The 18,905-nt window shown below is 71.4% G+C and carries 20 protein-coding genes and 1 riboswitch; of the genes, 12 read left to right on the plus strand and 8 right to left on the minus strand.

Annotation, left to right across the window (positions count from 1 at the left end):
• Positions 1 to 88 precede the first annotated feature (88 nt).
• From PGH47_RS11465 to PGH47_RS11485, 5 genes are all read left to right on the plus strand, one after another.
• On the plus strand, positions 89 to 964 hold the full coding sequence (locus PGH47_RS11465) for an ATP-binding cassette domain-containing protein (RefSeq protein ID WP_271663335.1): 876 nt from the start codon (positions 89 to 91) through the stop codon (positions 962 to 964).
• The gene (locus tag PGH47_RS11470; RefSeq protein WP_271663336.1) at positions 936 to 3,020 is read left to right on the plus strand and encodes a YhgE/Pip family protein; all 2,085 of its coding nucleotides are present in this window, start codon (positions 936 to 938) and stop codon (positions 3,018 to 3,020) included. The genes PGH47_RS11465 and PGH47_RS11470 overlap by 29 nt, the downstream gene beginning before the upstream one ends.
• A 23-nt stretch (positions 3,021 to 3,043) precedes the next feature.
• Positions 3,044 to 3,673, plus strand: a complete 630-nt coding sequence (locus tag PGH47_RS11475; protein ID WP_093745706.1) for a TetR/AcrR family transcriptional regulator — start codon at positions 3,044 to 3,046, stop codon at positions 3,671 to 3,673.
• Between the two features lie 399 nt (positions 3,674 to 4,072).
• Complete coding sequence (locus PGH47_RS11480) at positions 4,073 to 4,687, plus strand: DUF4126 domain-containing protein (protein WP_271663337.1); 615 nt, start codon at positions 4,073 to 4,075, stop codon at positions 4,685 to 4,687.
• A 54-nt stretch (positions 4,688 to 4,741) separates the two neighbouring features.
• Positions 4,742 to 6,262: a phytoene desaturase family protein gene (locus PGH47_RS11485; RefSeq protein ID WP_271663338.1), complete on the plus strand. Its 1,521-nt coding sequence runs from the start codon at positions 4,742 to 4,744 to the stop codon at positions 6,260 to 6,262.
• 19 nt (positions 6,263 to 6,281) lie between these two features.
• On the opposite strand, the gene PGH47_RS11490 is transcribed toward PGH47_RS11485, so the two are convergent.
• The 6 genes from PGH47_RS11490 to PGH47_RS11515 form a co-directional block, all read right to left on the minus strand.
• A complete protein-coding gene (locus PGH47_RS11490) occupies positions 6,282 to 7,229 on the minus strand; it encodes an SCO2102 family sporulation regulator (RefSeq protein WP_271663339.1) in 948 nt (315 codons plus the stop codon).
• A gap of 57 nt (positions 7,230 to 7,286) precedes the next feature.
• On the minus strand, positions 7,287 to 8,210 hold the full coding sequence (gene metF / locus PGH47_RS11495) for a methylenetetrahydrofolate reductase [NAD(P)H] (protein WP_125526113.1): 924 nt from the start codon (positions 8,208 to 8,210) through the stop codon (positions 7,287 to 7,289).
• A gap of 178 nt (positions 8,211 to 8,388) precedes the next feature.
• Positions 8,389 to 9,051 (minus strand): thiamine phosphate synthase, encoded by a 663-nt coding sequence (gene thiE / locus PGH47_RS11500; protein WP_271663340.1) that lies wholly within the window; start codon positions 9,049 to 9,051, stop codon positions 8,389 to 8,391.
• A 333-nt stretch (positions 9,052 to 9,384) separates the two neighbouring features.
• On the minus strand, positions 9,385 to 9,750 hold the full coding sequence (locus PGH47_RS11505; RefSeq protein WP_107907031.1) for an Rv2175c family DNA-binding protein: 366 nt from the start codon (positions 9,748 to 9,750) through the stop codon (positions 9,385 to 9,387).
• A gap of 75 nt (positions 9,751 to 9,825) precedes the next feature.
• Complete coding sequence (locus PGH47_RS11510) at positions 9,826 to 11,043, minus strand: NAD(P)/FAD-dependent oxidoreductase (protein ID WP_271663341.1); 1,218 nt, start codon at positions 11,041 to 11,043, stop codon at positions 9,826 to 9,828.
• Positions 11,044 to 11,075: 32 nt separating this feature from the next.
• Positions 11,076 to 11,450, minus strand: a complete 375-nt coding sequence (locus PGH47_RS11515) for a hypothetical protein (RefSeq protein ID WP_271663342.1) — start codon at positions 11,448 to 11,450, stop codon at positions 11,076 to 11,078.
• Between the two features lie 52 nt (positions 11,451 to 11,502).
• Positions 11,503 to 11,614, plus strand: a riboswitch (TPP riboswitch).
• Between PGH47_RS11515 and thiO the strand changes: the two genes are divergently transcribed.
• From thiO to PGH47_RS11545, 6 genes are all read left to right on the plus strand, one after another.
• Positions 11,612 to 12,778, plus strand: a complete 1,167-nt coding sequence (gene thiO, locus PGH47_RS11520) for a glycine oxidase ThiO (protein ID WP_271663343.1) — start codon at positions 11,612 to 11,614, stop codon at positions 12,776 to 12,778. (Overlaps the previous riboswitch by 3 nt.)
• Positions 12,775 to 12,987 (plus strand): sulfur carrier protein ThiS, encoded by a 213-nt coding sequence (thiS, locus tag PGH47_RS11525; RefSeq protein ID WP_271663344.1) that lies wholly within the window; start codon positions 12,775 to 12,777, stop codon positions 12,985 to 12,987. The genes thiO and thiS overlap by 4 nt, the downstream gene beginning before the upstream one ends.
• A gap of 3 nt (positions 12,988 to 12,990) precedes the next feature.
• On the plus strand, positions 12,991 to 13,785 hold the full coding sequence (locus PGH47_RS11530) for a thiazole synthase (RefSeq protein ID WP_271663345.1): 795 nt from the start codon (positions 12,991 to 12,993) through the stop codon (positions 13,783 to 13,785).
• 118 nt (positions 13,786 to 13,903) lie between these two features.
• On the plus strand, positions 13,904 to 15,841 hold the full coding sequence (gene pknB / locus PGH47_RS11535; protein WP_271663346.1) for a Stk1 family PASTA domain-containing Ser/Thr kinase: 1,938 nt from the start codon (positions 13,904 to 13,906) through the stop codon (positions 15,839 to 15,841).
• 34 nt (positions 15,842 to 15,875) lie between these two features.
• Entirely contained in the window at positions 15,876 to 16,826 is a 951-nt protein-coding gene (locus tag PGH47_RS11540; RefSeq protein WP_271663347.1) for a deoxyribonuclease IV, read from the plus strand.
• Between the two features lie 19 nt (positions 16,827 to 16,845).
• Positions 16,846 to 17,331: a DUF4396 domain-containing protein gene (locus tag PGH47_RS11545; RefSeq protein WP_271663348.1), complete on the plus strand. Its 486-nt coding sequence runs from the start codon at positions 16,846 to 16,848 to the stop codon at positions 17,329 to 17,331.
• A gap of 22 nt (positions 17,332 to 17,353) precedes the next feature.
• Here PGH47_RS11545 and PGH47_RS11550 read toward each other — a convergent pair whose 3' ends face one another.
• A complete protein-coding gene (locus tag PGH47_RS11550) occupies positions 17,354 to 17,986 on the minus strand; it encodes a sulfite oxidase-like oxidoreductase (protein ID WP_271663349.1) in 633 nt (210 codons plus the stop codon).
• Between the two features lie 175 nt (positions 17,987 to 18,161).
• On the opposite strand from PGH47_RS11550, the gene bfr reads away from it, so the two are divergent.
• On the plus strand, positions 18,162 to 18,638 hold the full coding sequence (bfr, locus tag PGH47_RS11555; protein WP_030945116.1) for a bacterioferritin: 477 nt from the start codon (positions 18,162 to 18,164) through the stop codon (positions 18,636 to 18,638).
• Here bfr and PGH47_RS11560 read toward each other — a convergent pair.
• A complete protein-coding gene (locus tag PGH47_RS11560) occupies positions 18,635 to 18,868 on the minus strand; it encodes a (2Fe-2S)-binding protein (RefSeq protein WP_163017032.1) in 234 nt (77 codons plus the stop codon). The two genes, bfr and PGH47_RS11560, sit on opposite strands and share 4 nt — an antisense overlap.
• Positions 18,869 to 18,905: the final 37 nt, after the last annotated feature.

The following is an 18,905-nucleotide window of genomic DNA, read 5'->3' on the forward strand; positions in this document are numbered from 1 at the left end:
CAATCCGTTCTGACCTGCGGTTTTGCTTCGATCGCAAGTTCGGACTAACTTTTGCACTGACCAGTCAGTTCAAATCGAGGGGGCAGGGATGGGGGGAACCGTCGCCGGAGTCGGCGTCACGGCCCTGGGGCTCGGGCTCGAAGGGCCCCGCGGATGGGCGTTCCGCGGGGTCTCGTTCGAGGCGGAGCCCGGCTCGCTGATCACGATCGAGGGGCCGTCGGGCACCGGCCGTACGTGCCTGTTGCTCGCGCTCACCGGGCGGATGAAGTCCACGGAGGGGACCGCGACCGTGGGCGGTTCGGCGCTGCCCAAGCGCATGGCGGCGGTGCGGCGCGTCAGTGCCGTGGCCCACGTTCCGGGTGTGACCGACCTGGAGCCGGCCCTGACCGTCGCCGAGCACCTCCACGAACGCGCGCTGCTCCAGCGGCGGTTCGGGGACTCGCTGCGCGGGCTGCTGCGCCCGCGTGCCGAGCGGAAGTCGGAGGAGCGGCTCCGGATCGACGCCGCGCTCAAGGCGGCCGGCCTCGACCTGGCGTCGCTGCCCAAGGGCTCCCGTACGGCCGTACGGGATCTGGAGCGTCCGGAGGCGCTGCGGCTGTCGCTGGCGCTCGCCCTGATCGGGCGTCCGCAGCTGCTCGGCGTCGACGACACCGACCTGAAGCTCTCGGACGCCGAACGGGCCGAGATCTGGGCGCTGTTGAGGTCCGTCGCCGAGAACGGGACCACGGTCGTCGCGGTGTGCAGCGAGGCCCCCGCAGGCACGGTCGTGGTCTCCACCGGGCCGACCGAGCCCGCCGAGCCCGGCGACCCGACCGCACCGACCGCACCGACCGCACCGACCGCACCGACCGAGCCCACCGACGCGACGGACGAGGCACCGGCCTCCCGGGACGCGCAGGAAGACGTGCAGGAATCCGACGGAAAGGAGGCCGCCGATGCGCTCGCCGAGGCTGGCCGCGCTTGAGCTGAGGCGCTTCGGCCGGGGGAAGCTGCCGCGCGCCGCCCTGGTCGCGCTGCTGGTGCTGCCCCTGCTGTACGGAGCCCTGTACCTGTGGTCGTTCTGGGACCCGTACGGCCGTCTCGACAAGATCCCGGTGGCGCTCGTGAACGACGACAAGGGGGCGGCCGTCGGCGAGAGGAAGCTGACGGCCGGCGACGACATCACCAAGGGCCTGCGCGAGAGCGACGTCTTCGACTGGCGCGAGGTGAGCTCGGCCGAGGCCGAGAAGGGCGTGGAGGACGGCACTTACTACCTGTCGCTGACCATGCCGTCCGACTTCAGTGAGCGGATCGCCTCCAGCGCGGGCGACGCGCCGGAGACGGGCGCCCTTCAGGTCCGTACGAACGACGCGAACAACTACATCGTCGGGCAGATCTCGCGGACGGTCTTCAGCGAGGTGCGCGAGGCGGCTTCCACGAAGGCGTCGCGGTCGTTCCTGGACCGGATCTTCGTGTCGTTCTCCGACATCCACGGGGCCACGGTCGACGCGGCGAACGGCGCCGACCGGCTCGAAGGCGGCATCGGCAAGGCGGAGAAAGGCTCCAAGGACCTCGCCGACGGCCTGAAGGACGCCAAGGACGGCAGCGGCAAGCTGTCCACCGGCCTGAAGAAGCTCAACAAGGGCGCGGGCGACCTGGAGGACGGCTCCCGGCGGGTCTCCGAGGGCACGCAGACGCTGGCCGACAAGGTCAACGGCATCGACAAGAAGATCGGCCCGTTCCTGAAGGACAACGAGAAGGCCATCGGCGACACGGCCAAGCTGGTCGCCGACTCCTCGGGCGCGATCCGCAACAACCTCGACGACCTGGTCGAGCGCGCCCCGGCCGCCGCCAAGGGCGCCCACACGGCCTCCGACGCGCTGGATCTCATCTACAAGGCGCGCTGCGAGGACGCCGTACTGCCCGACCCGGCCTGCTCCGACCTGAAGAAGGCCAAGCAGTCCGCGGCCGACGTGGCGCTGATCGCCGACGACCTCAACACGCTGATCGCCGACCAGGACGGCGACCTGAAGAAGCTCGACAAGCACCTCGCCACCCTTCAGAAGCAGGCCCAGGGTCTCGCCGACCGCGCGCCCCGCCTCTCCGAGGACCTCGACGACGCCGTCGGGCGGATCAACAAGCTCAATCAGGGCGCCGCGAAGGTCGCCGCGGGCGCCAAGAAGCTGCACTCCGGGCTCGGCGACGCCAAGGGCGGCGCGGCCGATCTGGACACCGGTGTGGGCGAGTTGAAGACCGGCGCCCACGACCTGAACGGCGGCATCTACAAGCTCGTCGACGGCTCCGGGAAGCTCTCGGACGGACTGCACGACGGCGCCAAGCAGATCCCCGACTACGACAAGAAGGACCGCGACCAGCGCACCGAGGTCATGGCCGACCCGGTCCAGCTGCTCTCCCGGGACCTGCACAAGGCGCCCAACTACGGCACCGGGTTCGCCCCGTACTTCATCCCGCTGTCCCTGTGGGTGGGCGCGATGGTGGCGTACATGCTGATCGCCCCGATGAACCGGCGCGCGCTCGCCGCGGGCGCCCCCGCGTGGCGGATCGCGCTGGCCGGATGGCTGCCCGTGGTGGCGATCGGGGTGCTCCAGACGGTGGCCCTGATGTCGGTGCTGCACTGGGCCGTCGGGCTCCAGATGGCGCGCGCGGCGGGCACGGTGGGCTTCCTGTTCCTGGTGACGGCGTGCTTCGCGGCGATCGTGCAGTGGCTGAACGCACGCTTCGGGGCGGCCGGCCGGATCCTCGTCCTGGCCCTCCTGATGCTCCAGTTGACGTCGGCGGGCGGCACGTATCCCGTACAGACCAGTCCGGGCTTCTTCAACGCGCTCCATCCCTTCCTCCCGATGAGCTACGTCGTGGAGGCCCTCAGGAGGCTCATCACGGGCGGCGGTCTGGGACCGGTGTGGCACGCGTGCGTGGTGCTCGTCGCCTTCACCGCGGGCGCCCTGGCGCTGACCGCGCTGTCGGCCCGGCGCCGCCAGGTGTGGACGCTCGACCGGCTGCACCCGGAGCTGAGCCTGTGAGCGCGCGCGGGACAATCAGCCACATGGAAAGCAGCAGCGCCGCGTCGGGCGGCAGCACGCGCCGTGAGGCCACCCGGCAGAAGCTCTACGAAGCGGCCGTCACGCTCATCGCCGAGCAGGGCTTCTCCGCCACCACCGTCGACGAGATCGCCGAGCGGGCCGGGGTGGCGAAGGGCACGGTCTACTACAACTTCGCCAGCAAGTCGGTCCTCTTCGAGGAGCTGCTGCGGCACGGAGTGGGCCTCCTGACGGCCTCGCTGCGCGAGGCCGCCGAGCGGACCGCGCGGGAGGGCGGCGGCAAGGTGGACGCCCTGGACGCGATGGTCCGCGCGGGGCTGGTCTTCATCGACCGGTACCCGTCCTTCACACAGCTGTACGTCGCCGAGCTGTGGCGGACGAACCGGGCCTGGCAGTCCACGCTGATGGTGGTACGTCAGCAGGCCGTGGCGGTAGTCGAGGGCGTGCTGCGCGAAGGCGTGGAGAGCGGCGAGTTCAGCGACGAGATCGATGTACCGCTGACGGCCGCGGCCCTGGTCGGCATGGTCCTGGTGGCCGCGCTGGACTGGAAGTCCTTCCAGCCGGAGCGCTCCCTGGACGATGTGCACGCGGCGCTGTCCCGGCTGCTGCAGGGCCGGGTGAGCGGCCACCGCTGAGGCCGGCCGGAGCACACACACGAAAGCGCCGGTTCGAATTGGCCGCGTCCCCCGCGGGCCACTTCGAACCGGCGCCCTCTCGTGCTCCCCCGTTCCCCCGTACGCCCCCCGTTTCCCCCCCGTGTCCCCCTGGACCCCCGTGCGGTCGTTCCCCCGGGTCCCCCGGTCTCACTCCCGCCGACACCAGGCCGGCGGAAGGAGCGGATCCGGGGATGCTCCGTTCCGGCGCCCCGTGTCGTCGGTGCCGGAGCCGATCCCCTTCTCCGTGTCTCCACTCTCTCGTTCACGCAGGTCGCGCCCCATCCGCGCGCGTACTCATCTCGTCGGCTAGGTACGCGTACTCAGAGCTGCGTGCTCATCCCCAAGACCCGGTGTTGCCCAGTGGTTACGATCGCCCCCGTGTCTGTACTCCCATTGGTGTTCACAAGCGGCTGGGCCAGCGGAATCAACGCCTACGCCGTCGTCCTGCTGCTCGGCATATTCGGCGCGACGGGGCTGAGCGACGAGGTGCCCGAGGCACTGCAGCGGCCCGACGTCCTGACAGCGGCCGGCGTGCTGTTCCTCATCGAGGCCGTCGCCGACAAGATCCCGTACGTCGACACGGCGTGGGACTCGGTGCACACCGTGATCCGGCCGGTGTCGGGCGCGGTCGTCGCGGCGCTGCTCGCCGGGCAGAGCGGGTCGGTGCCGGAGCTGGCGGCGGGGGCGGTCGGCGGTTCCACGGCGTTGGTCAGCCACCTGGTCAAGGCCGGGACGCGGATGGCGGTCAACTCCTCGCCCGAGCCGTTCAGCAACGTCATCGTGAGCCTCGCCGAGGACCTCGGGGTCGCCGCGATCATCACGTTCGCGATCTTCCACCCCGTCGCGGCGGCCACCGTCGCGGGCGCCCTGCTGCTCGCCGGCATCTTCCTGCTCTACTTCCTGGTCTCCCGGATCCGTCGCTTCCTGCGGCGAAGGGCCGAGCGGCGGGCGGAGAAGCGGCTCGCGCAGGCGGTGACGCAACGGCCCGGCTGAGCCTTCGTGCAGGTCGGTCAGCCGTTGTCAGTGCCGGCCGATAGAGTCCCTGGCATGGCGAGGATTGCGGTGATCGGCGCGGGGATGGGCGCGATGGCGGCCGCCGCCCGACTGGCCGTCGCCGGCCACCGGGTGGCGGTGTACGAGCGCACGGAGACGTACGGCGGAGCGGTGCGCCGCTTCGAGCGGGACGGCTTCGGCTTCGACACGGGCCCGGGGCTGCTCGCGGTCCCCGCCGTGTACCGCGACCTGTTCGTCAAGACCGGCAAGGAGCCGCTGGAGGCGTGCGTCGAGCTGGTCCAGGTCGACCCGTCCGCGCGGCACGTCTTCGCGGACGGCACCGAGGTGTCCCTGCCGAACGCATCGCGCGCGGGTGTGGTGACCGCCCTCGACGAGGCGCTGGGCGCCGGAGCGGGCGGCCGCTGGGGCGACTTCCTGATCCGCGCCCGCGAGACCTGGGACCGCACCCGCAGGCCGCTCCTCGAGGAGCCCCTGTGGCCCAACTGGCAGGTGCTGGCGGAGCGCGAGCCCTACCCCGCGGTCCCGCACAAGCGCCTCCTGCGCACCCGCCGGGCGGGCACGCTGGCCGAGGTCGGCGCCTGGGAGCTGCGCGACCCCCGGCTGATCGCCCTGCTGGAGAGCCACGCGCTGGCGTACGGCCTGGATCCCGGCACCGCTCCGGCCAACGCGGCCGTGCTGCCGTACATGGAGCACGCCTTCGGGACCTGGTATGTCCGCGGCGGCATGCGGGAGTTGGCGCGGGCCGTGTACGAGCGGTGCCTGGCCAGAAAGGTCGAATTCCACTTCGGCGTCGAGGTCACCGGGATCCTGGAGAAGGACGGGCGTGCGGCGGGGCTGGAACTGGCCGGTACCGAGGGACCGTCGGTGGCCGAGGCGGATCTGGTCGTCGGCACCGGGCCGTGGCGCCTGGGCGAGCTGGCGCACGGCCGCGAGCTGTACGCGTCGGAGGGGGTCGGGCCCACCCGCGAGGGCATGTCCCCGGGCCGGGCCGTGGTCTGCCTTGCGCTGTCCGGCGCACGTGACGCGGACGCCGCTCACCGCACGGTGGTGCACACCCCGGACCGGCAGGCCGAGCTGGAGGCGTTCGGGCGCGGCGAGCCCGCCGCACTCCCCTCGGTCGTGATGGACCGCCCGGACGACCCGGCCCTGCGCCTCGACGACACCCACGAGTCCATGGTGCTGACGGCGACGGTGCCGTCGCAGGCGCGGTACGACTGGGAAGCGGCGGGTGCGGCCGACGCGTTCGCCGACCGGATGGTCGCCGCCGCCGAACGGGCCCTGCCCGGCCTGCGTGAGCGCGTCCTGTGGCGCGAGGTCCGCACTCCGGTGCACACCCGGCTGGAGACCGGAGCCGAGGGAGGCGCCGTACCCGCACCCGCGCTCGCCGCGGCGGAGGGGAGCTTCCTGCGCCCGTCCAACAGCACGAGCCTGGCGGGCCTGTTCACCGTCGGCGGCTGGTCCCACCCCGGGGGCGGACTTCCGCACGCCGGCATGTCGGGCGCGCTGGTGGCGGGACTGATCGTGGAGGGGCCGGACTTCCAGGGCTCACAGTGACCCCCGGCCGCGAGAACCGTCAGAAACGGTACTGCTCGTCGTACCCCTGGCCCTGCTGCTGACCGTTGCCCTGGTAGGGGTACTGCTGCTCCGGCGGGAGTTCGCCGCCGTAGGCCTCGTCGGTGCGCTGCTGGGGGACCCAGACGCCGCTGGACGGGGTCTCGCCGTAGGTGCCGGTCGCGTACTGGTCCTGGCCGTAGCCCTGCTGGCCGTACTGCTGCTGGCCGTAGGCGTCGTAGGAGGCGCCGTCGTAGTTCTGGTTGCCGACGTACGGGTCGGAGTAGGCGGCGTACTGCTGCTGGGCATTGGGGTCGTAGCCGTACTGCTGCTGGTCGTAGCCGGCGTAGGCGTCGTACCCGTAGCTCTGGTCGGCCGAGGCGTACTGGTCCTGGGACTGGCCGGCGGCGGCGTAGTTCTGCTGGCCCGCGGCGGCGTAGGCGGCGTCGCTGTATATGCCGTACGAGCCGGTGTCCTCCGGCATGGGCTGCGGTTCGTAGACGGCGCTCGACTCCGCCGCCGTGGGCTGCCCGCCGCGGGTGGGCGTGAAGACGTCGTCGCGGTCGTAGTCGTCGCCGTATCCGACGCCGTCCGGGCCGTAGGCGTCGTGGCCCGCGAATCCGCCCTCGGACGCCTCCAGGTCGGAGACCTCCAGGGTCGGGTCCTGACGCTCCGGCTCGTCGCGGCGGCGCTTGTTGCCGAGGGGGCCGAGGGCCGGCGCGGAGACCGCCCAGCCCGCCGAGAAGCCACGGCGGAACGACAGCGTGACGTAGGTCTGGCCGATCGCGAAGGCGGCCGCGCCCAGACCGATGACGACGACCGACGGGATCAGCACCCCGACGACGACGCCGAGGAAGCCGACGAACGCGAGCAGCCGCCAGCGCAGCCGCGCCTTGTACTGCAGCAGCACCTCGCCGAGCAGCCACAGCGCGACGATGCCGAACGCGATGTAGAGGACCGTCCAGCCCATGTACGCCCCTCTCCCAGTGGCCGCCTACGCAGTGTGACGTATGTCAGGACGGCCGGTCTAGGCCTGCGGGGGATGGTGCAAGCCCAGGTTCTCGTAGATTTCCAGTGTCGCCGTGGAGTTGTTGAGCGTGATGAAGTGCAGTCCGGGCACTCCCTCGGCCAACAGCCGCGCGCAGAACTCCGTGGCGAACTCGATGCCAATGGAGCGTACAGCCGCCGGATCGTCCTTTGCTGTGAGGATCCGCTCTTTCAGGGCGGCCGGGAAGCCGGCGTTGGTGAGCGAGGGGATCCGCTCCAGGGTCTTCGCGCTGGCGATCGGCATGATCTCGGGGATGATCGGGGTGTCGCAGCCGGCGGCCGAGACACGGTCGCGCAACCGCAGGTAATCCTCGGGTTCGAAGAACATTTGCGTGATCGCATAGTCCGCACCCGCACGGCACTTGTCGACGAAGTGACGTACGTCGGCATCCCAGTCGACGGAACGCGGGTGCATCGCCGGGAACGCCGCGACGCCCACACAGAAGTCGCCGGACGCCTTGATCAGCTCGACGAGCTCGGCGGCGTAGGTGAGGCCCTGGGGGTGGCACACCCAGTCGCCCAGCGGGTCGCCGGGCGGGTCGCCGCGCAGCGCCAGCATGTTGCGGATCCCGGCGTCGGCGTACTGGCCGATGATGTTGCGCAGGTCGGCCACCGAGTGGTCGACGGCGGTGAGGTGGGCGATCGGGGTGAGCGTGGTGTCCGAGGCGATGGCCTCGGTCGCCTTGACGGTGCCGGCGCGGGTGGAACCGCCCGCGCCGTAGGTCACGGAGACGAAGTCGGGTCCGACGGCCTCGACCCGGCGCAGCGCGTTCCACAGGTTCCGCTCGCCCTTCGGGGTCTTGGGCGCGTAGAACTCGAAGGAATACGTCGTTTTGCCGGTCGCGAGCATCTCGCGCACGGTACGAGCGTGGTCCGATCTGATGGATGCGGTGCCGAGGGCCATACTCGCAGGTTAGCCAGGGGGCACCGGTCCCCCAACCGCACGCCGGACATTTGCCCGAATTGTCTGGTGGTTGTCCACGCCTTGGACAAACAAGGGCCGAACAACGGCCGAATACGGGGATCGTCCCGCAGGGAACCGGCCAGCGTGCCCACTGACTGAGACACACCCCATCGGCCGTCTACGCCTGCCGCAGCCGCTTGGCGAACTCCGCTGCCGCGCCCGCCGGGTCGTCGGCCTCCGTGATCGCCCGTACGACGACGACACGGCGGGCGCCCGCCTCCAGCACCTGGTCGAGGTTGCCCAGGTCGATGCCGCCGATGGCGAACCAGGGGCGGTCGGTGCCGAGCGCGGCGGTGTGCCGGACCAGGTCGAGGCCGGGTGCGTGCCGGCCGGGCTTGGTGGGGGTGGGCCAGCAGGGGCCGGCGCAGAAGTAGTCCACGCCCTCCTCACCGGCGGCGGCCTCGGCCTCCTGGTCGGCGTGCGTGGAGCGGCCGATCAGGACATCGTCCCCGAGGATCGCGCGGGCCGCGGGGACCGGAAGGTCGCCCTGGCCGAGGTGCAGGACGTCGGCGCCGGCGGCGTGGGCCACGTCGGCCCGGTCGTTGACCGCGAGGAGCTTGCCGTGCCGGGCGCAGGCGTCGGCGAAGACCTTCAGGTGCTCCAGTTCCTCGGCCGCCTCCATGCCCTTGTCCCGCAGCTGCACGATGTCGACGCCGCCGGCGAGGGCGGCGTCCAGGAACTCCGGGAGGTCGCCCTGCCGCTTGCGGGCGTCGGTGCAGAGGTAGAGCCGGGCGTCGGCGAGCTGACTGCGGACGCTGCCGGCGGTGACGGTGTCGGACATGCGGTGCCCCCTGTGATCGGGTTGCCGAGCGGGTGGGACCGGACGGCGAGGTCGGGCTGTTGCCGGACGGTGGCACACGGTAGCCGGAGCCCACGGGGCGGCGGACCCGGCCCTCGGGGGATCCGCCACGGATGCCGTGCCGACCCGACCGGAGACCCCGGAGGCGCGGCGGGTGCGTGCGGCGGGTGCTGCCCGCCGCACGCCCCGCACGGTCGCAGTCGGGCCGAAGCCCCGGACGCGGCCGCAGTCACCCGCGACCGCGGCCCTGGGCCCCGGCCGGTACGCCGGACGGTATTCGGATTCGCGCCCTTCGCGCGTGTGGCGTGCTTCGGATCAGACGGCGAGCGCCTGGGCGCGCCGCTTCACCTCCGTGCCGCGGTTCTCACTGAGGGCCTGCGCGGGGGTGCCCGGCAGGCTCTCGTCGGGCGTGAAAAGCCACTCCAGCATCTCTTCGTCCGTGAAGCCGTCGTCCCGCAGGAGCGTCAGGGTCCCGGACAGGCCCTTGACGACCTTGTCTCCGTCGATAAAGGCGGCGGGGACGTGCAGCGCGCGGTTCTCACCACGGCGTACGGCGATGAGCTGGCCCTCCTTGACCAGCTGCCGGACGCGCGTCACCTCGACGCCGAGCTGTTCGGCGATGTCGGGCAGGTTGAGCCAGGCGGGGACGAGAGCATCAGTCTTTGCGTCAATCTCGGTCACGGAACAAGCCTGCCATCTGCCACTGACAGTCGGAAGTCAGGCCGGTCCACCCGGGACGGGCGTCGCCCCGCCGCGCTACGCCGCGGCGGCCTTCAGAGGGCGTGCCGGGTCCGTCATCAGCTCCGTGTTCATCAGCGTGCCCGCTTCGATCAGTCGCCGCCCCTGCGCGAGATCCCTCGGCCGGCCCACCGCCAACAGGGCGACGAGGCGGTCGTCCCGCAGCCAGCACACCGACCACGCCGGGCCCGACGGGTCGCCGCGCCACAGCGTCGTGTCGGCGGCGGCGTGGTGGCCGGCGTACTGGACGAAGCGGCCGAACTGCTCGGACCAGAAGTAGGGCACCGGGTCGTAGACCGCGGGCGTCTGGCCGAGGATGTCGGCGGCGACCGTGCGCGGGCCCTGGAGGGCGTTGTCCCAGTGGTGGACCAGCAGCCGCTCGCCGTAGCGCCCGGAGGGGAAGGACGCGCAGTCGCCGACCGCGTAGACGTCCTGCACCGAGGTGCGCAGCCGGTCGTCGGCGACGACCTCGCCGTGCGCGCCGAGCTCGATGCCCGAGCCGGCCAGCCAGGCCGTGGCGGGCCGGGCCCCGATACCGACCACGACGGCGCCCGCGGGCACCCGTGAGCCGTCGTCGAGGATCACCGCGCCGGGCTCGACGCCTGCCACGCGCGTGTTCGTGCGCAGGACCGCCCCGCTGTCCGCGTACCAGGCGGCCATCGGCGCGGCCACCTCCGCGGGCAGTGCCCCCGCCAGCGGCCGGTCGGCGGCCTCCACGACCGTCACCGCGCAGCCCGCCTCGCGCGCGGCCGTCGCGAACTCCGCGCCGATCCAGCCCGCGCCGACGACCACGACGTCGTGCTGCCTGGCCAGCACCGGGCGCAGCCGCTCGGCGTCGTCCAGGGTGCGCAGCAGATGCACGCCGGGCACGCCCTCCACGCCCGGCAGCCGGATCGGTTCGGCGCCGGTGGCCAGCACCAGGACGTCGTACGGGACGGGGCCGGCCTCGGTGTCCAGTTCGCGGTCGGCGACGCGCACGCCCAGCACCTCGCGCCCCAGGCGCAGGTCGATGCCGAGCGACTCGAAGTCGACGTCGAACGCGGAGCCCTCGGCCTTGCCGAGCAGCACCGCCTTGGACAGGGGCGGCCGGTCGTACGGTTGGTGGGGCTCGGCGCCGATCAGTGTGACGGTTCCGGTGAAGCCCTGTTCGCGCAGGGCCACCGCCGTCTGCACACCGGCCATGCCGGCGCCGGCGACGACCACTGACCGCTGCGACTGCGTCGTCTGCTCGCTCACCTGATCACCATAGACAACTGACAATTTGTCAGTCAGGAGTCGTGCTCAGTGACCTGCTCCACAACCTCGTCCGGGACCTGCTCCACAACGCTGGTGCCGCTGCCGGTCTGCGACTCCCACTCCCAGGTCTCCTCCAGCCGCACCCGCCCGTCGGCGAGCTCGGCCACGGTCGACACGCAGTGCCCCGAGGACGTCGACCCGTCCCGCTTCAGCTGCACGTACCGGAAGTCCAGCCGGTCGCCGTCCCGGGTGCCCACCAGGTGCCCGCGCACGACGTCCCCGCCGGCGTACTCGGCCCAGATCTCGCCGTCCTTCTCGTGGTACGCGAACCGGGTGCGGGTACCCACCTGACCTGGCGCTTGGTCGGCGACGGGCGCCAGGACGAGACCGTCGAGCGAGCGGGCCATGGGGTGAGGCTCCCTTACTGAGACTTAACGAGGCGGGCTAGGGTGGCCAACGTAGAGCACTCGCGGGAGCCCGGACGCACCGGGCTGAGAGGGAGGCTGGCGGCCTCCGACCGTACGAACCTGATCCGGGTCATGCCGGCGAAGGGAGGGGCTGGACGCCCATGTCGCGTACACGAACGTCAGACGTCCTCGTCATCGGGGGCGGAATCATCGGCCTGGTCACGGCGTGGCGGGCCGCGCAACGCGGGTTCACCACGGCGGTGGTGGACCCCGAGCCGGGCGGCGGGGCCGCCCAGGTGGCCGCGGGAATGCTGGCCGCCGTCACGGAACTGCACTACGGCGAGCAGACCCTGCTCGGCCTGAACCTCGCCTCGGCCCGCCGCTACCCGGACTTCGCGGCCGAGCTCACCGACGTCACCGGCCACGACCTCGGCTACCGCCGCTGCGGCACCCTCGCCGTCGCGCTGGACGCCGACGACCGCGCCCATCTGCGCGAACTGCACGCCTTGCAGCGCCAGTCGGGGCTGGACTCCGAGTGGTTGTCCGGGCGCGAGTGCCGGCGCCTGGAGCCGATGCTCGCGCCGGGCGTGCGCGGCGGGCTGCGGGTGGACGGCGACCACCAGATCGACCCGCGGCGGCTCACCGGGGCGCTGCTCACCGCGTGCGAGCGGGCCGGCGTGGTATTCCACCGTGCCTGGGCCGAGCGCGTCGACGTCGTACGGGATCGCGCCACCGGGGTCACCACGACGGACGGCACCGCTCTGACCGCGGACCAGGTGGTCCTCGCGGCCGGCAGCCTCAGCGGGCGGCTCGCGGGCGTCCCCGACGCCGTACTGCCGCCCGTGCGGCCGGTGAAGGGGCAGGTGCTGCGGCTGACCGTGCCGCAGCGGTACGCGCCGTTCCTGAGCCGGACCGTGCGGGCCGTGGTGCGCGGCAGCCAGGTGTACCTGGTGCCGCGCGAGAACGGCGAGCTGGTCGTGGGCGCGACGAGCGAGGAGCTGGGCTGGGACACGACGGTGACCGCGGGCGGCGTCTACGAGCTGCTGCGCGACGCCCACGAGCTGGTGCCGGGCATCACCGAACTGCCGCTCACCGAGACGCGGGCGGGACTGCGCCCCGGCTCCCCCGACAACGCTCCGCTGCTCGGCCCGACCGAGCTGGCCGGGCTGTCGCTGGCCACCGGGCACTACCGCAACGGCGTGCTGCTCACGCCCGTCACCGGGGACGCCATGGCGCACGTCCTGGCCACCGGTGAACTGCCCGAGGAAGCCCGCGCGTTCACGCCGAGGCGCTTCAGTCCCGCCGCACTCACGGAGCAGCCCGCATGAGCGTCCAGGTCAGCATCTCGGTCAACGGCGAGCGCCGGCACATCGAGCCGGGCACGGCTCTCGACACGCTCGTCTCGTCCGTCACCACGGCGCCCTCCGGAGTGGCCGCCGCCCTCAACGAAACCGTCGTCCCGCGCGCGCAGTGGCCGTCGACGTCCCTCTCCGAGGGCGACCGCGTCGAGGTCCTCACCGCCGTCCAAGGAGGCTGAACCATGGCCGACGATCCCTTTGTCATCGGCGGTACGTCCTTCACGTCCCGCCTGATCATGGGCACCGGTGGCGCGCCCAGCCTGGACGTCCTGGAGCGGGCTCTCGTGGCGTCCGGGACGGAGCTGACGACCGTCGCGATGCGCCGGGTCGACGCCTCGGTGCACGGCTCGGTGCTGTCCGTGCTGGAGAGGCTCGGGATCCGGGTGCTGCCGAACACGGCGGGGTGCTTCACCGCCGGAGAGGCCGTGCTGACGGCCCGCCTCGCGCGCGAGGCGCTCGGCACGGATCTGATCAAGCTGGAGGTCATCGCCGACGAGCGGACGCTGCTGCCGGACCCGATCGAGCTGCTGGACGCGGCGGAGACGCTGGTGGACGACGGTTTCACGGTGCTGCCGTACACGAACGACGACCCGGTGCTGGCACGGAAGCTCCAGGACGCCGGCTGCGCCGCGATCATGCCGCTGGGCTCCCCGATCGGGTCGGGGCTCGGCATCCGCAACCCGCACAACTTCCAGCTGATCGTCGAGCACGCGCACGTGCCGGTGATCCTGGACGCGGGTGCCGGTACGGCGTCGGACGCGGCGCTCGCGATGGAGCTGGGGTGCGCGGGCGTGATGCTCGCCTCGGCGGTGACGCGGGCGCAGGAGCCGGTGCTGATGGCCGACGCGATGCGGCACGCGGTGGAGGCGGGGCGGCTGGCACGGCTCGCGGGACGGATCCCGAGGCGGCACTTCGCCGAGGCGTCGTCGCCGGTCGAGGGCATGGCGCGGCTGGACCCGGAGCGCCCCGCGTTCTGAACGTCCGTTCGACGAAGCCCTTCGGCCGGTGAGGCATCCGTCACAGCTCAGCTGCAGTCCCGCCCCGATCTCGCCCGAACGGGCGGGGCTGTCGGTGTCGGCTCGTACACTCACCTGCGTGGATACGACCCTTCAGGACCCATTGGTCGGGCAGGTGCTCGACGGCCGGTATCGCGTGGACGCGCGGATCGCGGTCGGCGGGATGGCCACGGTCTACCGGGCCCTGGACACCCGCCTGGACCGCGTGCTCGCGCTCAAGGTGATGCACCCCGCGCTGGCGGTCGACGGGGCGTTCGTCGAGCGGTTCATCCGGGAGGCGAAGTCCGTCGCCCGGCTCGCGCACCCCAATGTGGTGCAGGTCTTCGACCAGGGCACCGACGGGTCGTACGTCTATCTCGCCATGGAGTACGTCGCGGGCTGCACCCTGCGCGACGTCCTGCGTGACCGCGGGGCGCTCCAGCCCCGGGCCGCGCTCGACATCCTGGAGCCGGTGCTCGCCGCGCTCGGGGCCGCGCACCGCGCCGGGTTCGTGCACCGGGACATGAAGCCCGAGAACGTGTTGATAGGGGACGACGGGCGGGTCAAGGTCGCCGACTTCGGCCTCGTGCGGTCCGTGGACACCGTGACCAGCACCACCGGCGCCGTGCTCGGCACCGTCTCCTATCTCGCGCCCGAGCAGATAGAGCAGCCCGGCACCGCGGACGCCCGGGTCGACGTGTACGCGTGCGGTGTCGTCCTGTACGAGATGCTCACCGGCGAGAAGCCGCACGACGGGGACTCCCCCGCCGTGGTGCTCTACAAGCACCTGCACGAGGACGTCCCGCCGCCGTCGGCGGTCGTCCCGGGGCTGGCGTACGAGCTCGACGAGCTGGTCGCGTCGGCCACCGCGCGCTCCCCGCAGATCCGGCCGTACGACGCCGTGGCGCTGCTCGCGCAGGCCCGTGAGACGCGCGCCGGGCTGAGCGCGGACCAGTTGGACGCGATGCCGCCGCAGGCGCTGTCGGCGGAGCACAGCAACTCCGACGACCGTACGAGCGTCATCCCGCGCTCGCTGAACATCCAGCGCCCGCTGCCGGTGAACGGCGACGAGCCGCAGGCCGACTTCAACCGGACGAGCCGGCTGGAGAGCCCGCCGCCTCCGCCGCCCTCGCACCGGCCGCGTACCTCGCGCCGGCCGCGCGGCCCGATGATGATCGTCGCCGCCGTGCTGCTGGTCCTCGGCCTCGGCGTGGGTATCTGGTACATCAACTCCGGCCAGTTCACCCAGGTCCCGCCGCTGCTGTCGAAGACGGAGGCGCAGGCCCGGGACCGGCTGGAGGACGCCGGGCTCGACGTCGGCAAGGTGGAGCGCGCCTACAGCGACACCGTCAAGCGCGGCACCGTCATCAGCACGGACCCGGGCACGGGCGCCCGCATACGGCACAACGACTCCGTGAAGCTGGTCATCTCTCAGGGCCCGGAGACGGTGAAGGTGCCCGACATCGAGGGCTATCCGCTGGCCAAGGCGAGGACCGAGCTCAAGGAGAGCGGCCTGCAACCGGGCATGGTGAAGCGGGAGTTCGACGACGACGTCACCAGGGGCTCCGTGCTGTCGGCGGACCCCGGGACCGGCACCGAGGTCCGCTCCGGCTCCGCGATCACGCTGATCGTCAGCAAGGGCAGCCCGGTGGACGTCCCGGACGTCACCGGCGAGGACCCGGCCGACGCCAGGGCCGACCTTGAGGAGGCCGGCCTGAAGGTGAAGATCGCCTCCGCGCGGGTCAACTCCGAGTTCGACGCGGGCCAGGTCGCGCAGCAGTCGCCGGCGGAGGGCAAGCAGGCCGCCGAGGGCGACACCGTGACGCTCACGCTGTCCAAGGGCCCCGAGATGATCGAGGTCCCGGACGTGGTCGGCGACAACGTCGACGACGCGACGGCGGAGCTGAAGGCGGCCGGCTTCGAGGTCGACGAGGACCGCGGTCTGCTCGGCCTGTTCGGCGACACGGTCAAGAAGCAGTCGGTCGACGGCGGCGAGACGGCACCCAAGGGCTCGACGATCACGATCACCATCCGGTAGCCGGGCGGTCCGGACCGCATGACACCCTGAGCGGGTGAGAAGTCAGCAGTCCGGAACCGCCCTCACGGGCCCCTCCCGCAACCCCGTCGGCGGCCACGTCCCCGTCGCCGGTGGTCTTCACTCCGTCGGGATCGGCTACGCCCGCGAGCTCGGGGCCGAGAGCGTCCAGGTCTTCGTCGCCAACCCGCGCGGCTGGGCCACCCCGGCCGGGAACCCCCGGCAGGACGCGGAGTTCCGTGCGGTGTGCGAGGCCGAGTCGATCCCGGCGTATGTGCACGCGCCGTATCTGATCAACTTCGGCTCGCACACGGAGGCGACCGTCGAGAAGTCGGTGGAGTCGCTGCGGCACTCGCTGCGGCGCGGGCGGGAGATCGGCGCGCTGGGCGTGGTCGTGCACACGGGCAGCGCGACCGGCGGCCGGGACCGCTCGGTGGCCCTGAAGCAGGTGCGGGAGCACATGCTGCCGCTGCTGGACGAGCTGACCCACGACGACGACCCGTTCCTGCTGCTGGAGTCGACGGCGGGCCAGGGCTTCTCGCTCTGCTCCCGGACCTGGGACTTCGGGCCGTACTTCGAGGCGCTGGACGCCCACCCGAAGCTGGGCGTGTGCCTGGACACCTGCCACATCTTCGCCGCCGGCCACGACCTGACCGGCCCGTCCGGTATGCACCAGACCCTGGACCTGCTGGTGGACACCGTCGGCGAGGGCCGGCTGAAGCTGATCCACGCCAATGACTCCAAGGACGTCGTCGGCGCCCACAAGGACAGGCACGAGAACATCGGCGCGGGTCACATCGGTGAGGACCCGTTCCGGGCGCTGATGACGCACCGGGCCACCGAGGGCGTACCGCTGATCATCGAGACGCCCGGCGGGAAGGAAGGGCACGCGGCGGACGTGGAGCGACTGAAGAAACTTCGCGATTCCCAGCCCGTTACGGAATACCCCAGGGGGGTATACGGTTCTTGCTCGGTGCAGGAACCGTGACCTGACATTGGGGGCAGTGATGCAGCACGACGCACACACGGCACACGATCACCATCAGCAGGCGGTCGCCGCCGGCAGCTGGGCGATGGCCGTCCAGGCCACCCTGCACTGCCTCACCGGCTGCGCCATCGGCGAGGTGCTCGGCATGGTGATCGGCACCGCGTTCGGCTGGGGCAACGTTCCGACACTGATCCTGGCGATCGTCCTGGCCTTCTTCTTCGGCTACGCGCTCACCCTGCGCGGCGTGCTGAAGGCGGGCCTGAGCCTCGGGGCCGCGCTCAAGGTGGCCCTGGCGGCGGACACACTGTCCATCGCCGTGATGGAGCTGGTCGACAACGGCGTGATCGTGCTGTGGCCGGGCGCCATGGACGCCGGGCTGACCGACCCGCTGTTCTGGTGGGTGCTGGCGATCGCGCTGGCCGTCGCGTTCGTCCTCACCACACCCGTCAACAAGTGGATGATCGGCCGCGGCAAGGGCCACGCGGTGGTCCACCAACTCCACTGAACCCCGGCGCGTGGACCAGGAGTCAGAGCTCGGGGCCGTCCCCGGGCTCTTCCTGGTACGAGTAGCGCTGCTCCCGCCAGGGGTCGCCGATGTTGTGATAGCCGCGCTCCTCCCAGAAGCCGCGGCGATCGGCGGTCATGTACTCCACGCCACGGACCCACTTGGGCCCCTTCCAGGCGTACAGATGGGGGACGACCAGCCGGAGCGGGAAACCGTGCTCCGCGGTGAGCAGTTCGCCGTCCTTGTGGGTGGCGAAAATGGTGCACTCGGAGGCGAAGTCGGCGAGGCGGAGGTTGGAGCTGAAGCCGTATTCGGCCCACACCATCACATGAGTGACCGCGGGCGCGGGCGGGGCGAGCTCCAGGATCGTCCGCGCCGGGATGCCGCCCCACTCCGCACCGAGCATGCTGAACTTCGTGACGCAGTGCAGATCGGCCACGACGGTGGTGTACGGCAGGCCCGCGAACTCCTCATGGGTCCAGCAGTGCTTCTCGCCGTCGGCGGTGGCCCCGAACACCCTGAACTCCCAGCGTTCGGGCCGGAACTTCGGGACCGGGCCGTAGTGCGTGACAGGCCATCCGCGCTGCATCCGTTGCCCCGGCGGGAGCTCGGAGTGTGCTGCTGCTCCAGTTTCGCGCTCCACCGGCTGACCCATGACTCCATCCTGACAGACCCGAAGGGGTGCACCTGACCCCACCTTCCGTAAATCAGTTCAAACCGGACTAAGCATGCACTTACTTACTAAGTGAAGACTTACTGGACGATCTTTCCCGCCGGTGCAATCATGCGGCGCAACCTGCCAGTTCCCCCGCTTGGAAGGAGCCTCTGCGATGCAGGGCGACCCCGAGGTCCTCGAATTCCTGAACGAGCAGCTGACCGGCGAGCTCACCGCGATCAACCAGTACTGGCTGCACTACCGGATCCAGGACAACAAAGGCTGGACCAAGCTCGCCAAGTACACGCGTGAAGAGTCCATCGATGAGATGAAGCACGCGGACAAGCTCACCGAGCGCATCCTCATGCTGGACGGCCTGCCCAACTACCAGCGGCTGTTCCACGTCCGGGTCGGCCAGACGGTGACGGAGATGTTCCAGGCCGACCGGCAGGTCGAGGTGGAGGCGATCGACCGCCTCAAGCGCGGTATCGAGGTGATGCGCAACAAGGGCGACATCACGTCGGCGAACATCTTCGAGTCGATCCTCGAGGACGAGGAGCACCACATCGACTATCTGGACACCCAGCTCGAACTGATCGAGAAGCTCGGTGAGGCGCTCTACCTCGCGCAGCAGATCGAGCAGCCCAGCTAGGCCGCGTCCGCCAGGTCGGTGAGAATCGGCTGACCCTGGTCGGCCAGCTCACGACGAGGGCACGCACCCCGTCCCAGGATCGCCTGGATGCGGCGCACACAGGACCCGCAGTCCGTGCCGGCCTTGCAGGCCGAGGCTATCTGGCGGGGAGTGCAGGCACCGTCCTCCGCGTGCTTCTTGACCTGCTGCTCGGTGACACCGAAGCAACTGCAGACGTACACGCGGTTCACCTCCCGGCGGGATCGATGTGCCATCCCCTTGATCGGT

Origin of the sequence: Streptomyces sp. HUAS 31 (assembly GCF_028198125.1) — a bacterium.
GTDB classification, from domain to species: Bacteria; Actinomycetota; Actinomycetes; order Streptomycetales; family Streptomycetaceae; genus Streptomyces; species Streptomyces chartreusis.

What these genes read in the sequence shown, in the direction of transcription:
- PGH47_RS11550 (WP_271663349.1), bottom strand. Translation starts at nt 17,986, where the DNA reads ATGGGTCAGCCGGTGGAGCGCGAAACTGGAGCAGCAGCACACTCCGAG.
- PGH47_RS11470 (WP_271663336.1), top strand. Translation starts at nt 936, where the DNA reads ATGCGCTCGCCGAGGCTGGCCGCGCTTGAGCTGAGGCGCTTCGGCCGG.
- PGH47_RS11475 (WP_093745706.1), top strand. Translation starts at nt 3,044, where the DNA reads ATGGAAAGCAGCAGCGCCGCGTCGGGCGGCAGCACGCGCCGTGAGGCC.
- PGH47_RS11545 (WP_271663348.1), top strand. Translation starts at nt 16,846, where the DNA reads ATGCAGCACGACGCACACACGGCACACGATCACCATCAGCAGGCGGTC.
- thiO (WP_271663343.1), top strand. Translation starts at nt 11,612, where the DNA reads ATGTCGCGTACACGAACGTCAGACGTCCTCGTCATCGGGGGCGGAATC.
- bfr (WP_030945116.1), top strand. Translation starts at nt 18,162, where the DNA reads ATGCAGGGCGACCCCGAGGTCCTCGAATTCCTGAACGAGCAGCTGACC.
- thiE (WP_271663340.1), bottom strand. Translation starts at nt 9,051, where the DNA reads ATGTCCGACACCGTCACCGCCGGCAGCGTCCGCAGTCAGCTCGCCGAC.
- metF (WP_125526113.1), bottom strand. Translation starts at nt 8,210, where the DNA reads ATGGCCCTCGGCACCGCATCCATCAGATCGGACCACGCTCGTACCGTG.
- PGH47_RS11530 (WP_271663345.1), top strand. Translation starts at nt 12,991, where the DNA reads ATGGCCGACGATCCCTTTGTCATCGGCGGTACGTCCTTCACGTCCCGC.
- PGH47_RS11465 (WP_271663335.1), top strand. Translation starts at nt 89, where the DNA reads ATGGGGGGAACCGTCGCCGGAGTCGGCGTCACGGCCCTGGGGCTCGGG.
- PGH47_RS11490 (WP_271663339.1), bottom strand. Translation starts at nt 7,229, where the DNA reads ATGGGCTGGACGGTCCTCTACATCGCGTTCGGCATCGTCGCGCTGTGG.
- thiS (WP_271663344.1), top strand. Translation starts at nt 12,775, where the DNA reads ATGAGCGTCCAGGTCAGCATCTCGGTCAACGGCGAGCGCCGGCACATC.
- PGH47_RS11485 (WP_271663338.1), top strand. Translation starts at nt 4,742, where the DNA reads ATGGCGAGGATTGCGGTGATCGGCGCGGGGATGGGCGCGATGGCGGCC.
- PGH47_RS11515 (WP_271663342.1), bottom strand. Translation starts at nt 11,450, where the DNA reads ATGGCCCGCTCGCTCGACGGTCTCGTCCTGGCGCCCGTCGCCGACCAA.